The 3,357-nt window shown below is 61.4% G+C and carries 6 protein-coding genes; all 6 read right to left on the bottom strand.

All coding sequences use genetic code 11. From position 1 onward, the window contains the following. Window positions 1-251: 251 nt before the first annotated feature. On the bottom strand, window positions 252-1,361 hold the full coding sequence (locus ACP5E6_RS17340) for an ArdC family protein (RefSeq protein WP_427956312.1): 1,110 nt from the start codon (window positions 1,359-1,361) through the stop codon (window positions 252-254). Continuing rightward, window positions 1,339-1,530: a hypothetical protein gene (locus tag ACP5E6_RS17335; protein WP_427956309.1), complete on the bottom strand. Its 192-nt coding sequence runs from the start codon at window positions 1,528-1,530 to the stop codon at window positions 1,339-1,341. Before ACP5E6_RS17335 ends, ACP5E6_RS17340 begins: the two co-directional genes overlap by 23 nt. Before the next feature lie 15 nt (window positions 1,531-1,545). Beyond that, window positions 1,546-1,734, bottom strand: coding sequence for a hypothetical protein (locus ACP5E6_RS17330; RefSeq protein ID WP_427956314.1), 189 nt, complete (start codon window positions 1,732-1,734; stop codon window positions 1,546-1,548). 27 nt (window positions 1,735-1,761) lie between these two features. Beyond that, entirely contained in the window at window positions 1,762-2,610 is an 849-nt protein-coding gene (locus ACP5E6_RS17325; protein WP_427956307.1) for a Fic family protein, read from the bottom strand. Further along, the gene (locus tag ACP5E6_RS17320; protein WP_427956304.1) at window positions 2,600-2,815 is read right to left on the bottom strand and encodes an antitoxin VbhA family protein; all 216 of its coding nucleotides are present in this window, start codon (window positions 2,813-2,815) and stop codon (window positions 2,600-2,602) included. The genes ACP5E6_RS17325 and ACP5E6_RS17320 overlap by 11 nt, the downstream gene beginning before the upstream one ends. 74 nt (window positions 2,816-2,889) lie before the next feature. Then, the coding region (locus ACP5E6_RS17315) for a nuclease-related domain-containing protein (protein ID WP_427956302.1) at window positions 2,890-3,357 on the bottom strand (468 nt) is incomplete at its 5' end.

Below are 3,357 nucleotides of genomic sequence, written 5' to 3'. Positions count from 1 at the left end.
CTGATCGGGCTGGGACTGATCTTGCGGAAACGACGCAAGAACACCTGATCACACGTGACGTGACCAGTGTGATGCGCGATCATTGAATTGCACATCACACCGACCGGCTGATCGCGCAACGAGCACCCTTGCCCAAAACCCCTGCCCAATAAAATAACACGCTCATAATCTCGAAACCGTAATTTGCGGGCATGGCAAAACCACATGCCCGGATACGGTCGATTTCGGTCAGTTTATGGTCTTCCGGACCATCATCGTCCGGCGATCGTCGCCTGATCTTTTGTCACCTGCCGCTCGACCTGCGGTCGCGATACCGCCTCGGCCGCCTGGATCGATCGCCCGCTCTCGATCCCGCGCTGCCAATAGTTCTGCTCGGGCGTTGCGCCTGGCGCGGCGGCCGGCGTCGGCGTTGTTGCGGCCGTAGTCGTACTGGCAACGGCCGCCTTGCGCTCCTGCTGTAGATCGGTGAGGTAGCCGGCGATCTTCTCGGCGTCGGCCGCTGCCCGGAATATCTCGCGCGGTTCCTCTTTCAACGCTTTGATCCAGCTCCCGACATAGGCCGCGTGCTGGCCCGGATCGTGACCAATCCCCATCCGGTCGGCGATCATCAGACTGGCGATCTCGGCGCGCAATTCCTCGCGCGCATAGGCCGCCGATCCGAACGGCGTCCCAAGGTCCGGCCGGTTCAACCGCGTCGGGTGGCCCGTCGCGTGCCCCAGCTCGTGCAGGGCGGTCGCATAGAACTGGTCGGGCGTCTTGAACTGCACCCGCTCCGGCATGGTCACGGCGTCATGTGTGACGGAGTAGAAAGCGCGATCGTTCGGCTTGTAGCTGATCGGCACGCCTGAATTGTCCATGATCGTCTCGGCCGCCTGATGGCGCTCCCACACCGGCATCGTCGCACGCGCCTCGATCTTCGGCAGTCCGCTGATCTGCTCGGCATTGAACACCACGGCTGAGAAGATGCGCGGCCGGTCCAGCTCCACCGTGCGATACATCGGCTTCCCCTCCCCGTCCCTGACTGGCTGGCCCTGCTCATTCTCGATCGGCACCCGGTCGAACTTCTTGATGTATTGAATGAGCGTGCCACGCTCGCCCTTCATCACCTGGGCATCAACCCCCTGGGCCTGTTTGTAGGTCATCCACCGCGCATCGCCGTAGCCTTTGTTCTCGGCCGTCACCATCAGCCACAAGGCATTGCCGCCCTGGTATTCCTTCCCGGTCGCGGCGTTGTAGGGGATGAACCGCTGATCGCTCGGCTCCCACGGCTTCACCCACGGGGCGGTCCCGTCCTCCAACTGCTTGATAATCGATGCGGCGACGGTCTGCGCGTAATCGTTATTCGCCACGGTCGGCCTCATCGGCGTTCGATGCCCATGCGTCGTCCTCGTCCATCGCGGTCTCGTCGCAGATCCCAAGCCGCGCGATGTCGGCCTTTTCGATCTCGACCTGCACGCCCGGCCGCGTGAAATCGGCCATATCGCGCGAAATGATCGGCTTCGGTGCTGGTGTGGTGGTGGTGCTGCTCATTGTGCTCGTCCTCGGTTATCGGCCTGCGGCCTGTGATTGTGCGCGGTTCGCTTCCTCAATTTCGTCATTCATCTCGTCGAGCGTAGTATCTCCCCGGACAAAGCGGTCCGTGATGGCCTCTAAAATCGGATCATGCACATACCCCTGTCGCATGTTTGAAGCGCGGGCCTCATCAATCGCGCGTTTCCTCCGGGCGGACTCCATCTCGCTTATTTTCATCCGTCTCCCTTTCTATCGGCTTAGTCCTTTTGATTGATCCGCCTCGTAGCCCTGGCGGCTTCCACTCACGCTCGCCTGAATCGCTCGCCCGCTCTCAACCGCGCGGGTCCAGTAGGCCGCGCTGGCGTCGGCCGTCGTGGGCTTCGCTGCGTCCCGCGTCACAGACTCGGTCGCGATCGGCTGGCTGCTCTCCCGTATGATGATCTCCAGGCGGGCGCTCGGGTCCGCCCGCATACGTTTCAGGTCCGACCATGCGTCCATCTGATCCCGGCTCAGTCCCGGTTCCGGCGTGGTCGGCAATCCTGGAAAATGGCGCTCCAACACCGCGATATCGCGGGCCGCATAGAGGCGGTCTCGGGCCGCGGCATCGGCGTTCGTGGTGTGCCAGTCGAGCCGGTAGCCGGCATCATGGGCGAGCTGGCGGGTGAACGCCCGGAGTGTGCGGCTGTTCCCCTCACGAAATCCGTGAGCATAGTCCAGATCGCCATACAGCCGGGCCATCTTGCCGGCGAACGCCGCATGATCCAGTCCTGTCAGCCCCTCGATCCCCCCTGCCCTGCTGAGCGCATCTCTCATCAGATCCCCGACGCCGCGGGGTGCATAGAATACCCGCCGCCCCTCGCTCTCCGGCGCACTCTCCGAAATCCGGTATTTCATCCAGAGTTCGTTCGCGTCTTGCCGGATCATGCCCGGCTTGTATTGCGGCAAGTCCTGAAAAATATAGGCGTGAAATGCCTGTAGATGCGCGCGATCGTAGGAACCGGCCAGCGGATTGAGTGCCAGTTCATAAATGCGGCTTGCAGTCGCAAGCCCTTCACGCTTTTCGCGCTGATTGAACGGGTCCCAGGTGCTACCCGCCATAGGAGTCCATGAGACCGTTCACCGCCTTACGAAATTCCTCGTCGGAGATTTCACCGTTCACATGCTGGCGGAAAATATCCTCCGCCTGACTGTCGAGAACATATCCTTCAAGTCGCACACTACCCCGCGCGAAATCGATCGCTTCTTTACGTCTCGCGCGCTCAACCTCCGTGATTGTCGATTTCTCCGTGGTGATCTGATCCATGCTATTGCTCCTGTTAGGATAGATTACGCTTTTGCTGAAATCTACTCAACGATTTTGTCCTTTTGACTGATCGGTTATCGCGGATGCGTGACCATCATCCAGACAAAACCCACCATCGCCACGCCCGCCGCTGCCCAGAGCTTTCGGCTGCCGGCCGGCCTCATGCGGCGCATTCGTCGAATGTGTTGACCGGCTAGACTCCCCTGCCCGGCTGCGTTCTTGATACGCTCGATCTCCGCCAATCCTGCCAGCGCCCGCGGGCTAGGCGGTCCGGCCTGGGTCATACGCAGCACCGCGCCTGCCAGCGGCATGATCGGCTCGGGTAGGCCGCCAGGCATCCGCACATGACCCGCCATGATGACGATCGATTGCACCGGCACACGCGCAACCAGCCGGATCACATCAGCGTGCGTCTCGTTCTGCATGATCGGATTATAGATCCGGGCAGCCACACGCTTTTCAGGGTTCATCAGAAGCCAAGTCGCCGCATCGTGATGACCGCTCAAATCGCCTCGCCATGATTTCGTCTCGATGACCCACAG

Origin of the sequence: Acidiphilium sp., from assembly GCF_049977125.1 — a bacterium.
GTDB lineage: Bacteria > Pseudomonadota > Alphaproteobacteria > Acetobacterales > Acetobacteraceae > Acidiphilium.
The sequence above is the reverse complement of the archived record's forward strand: the minus strand, read 5'-3'. Positions and strand labels throughout refer to the sequence as shown.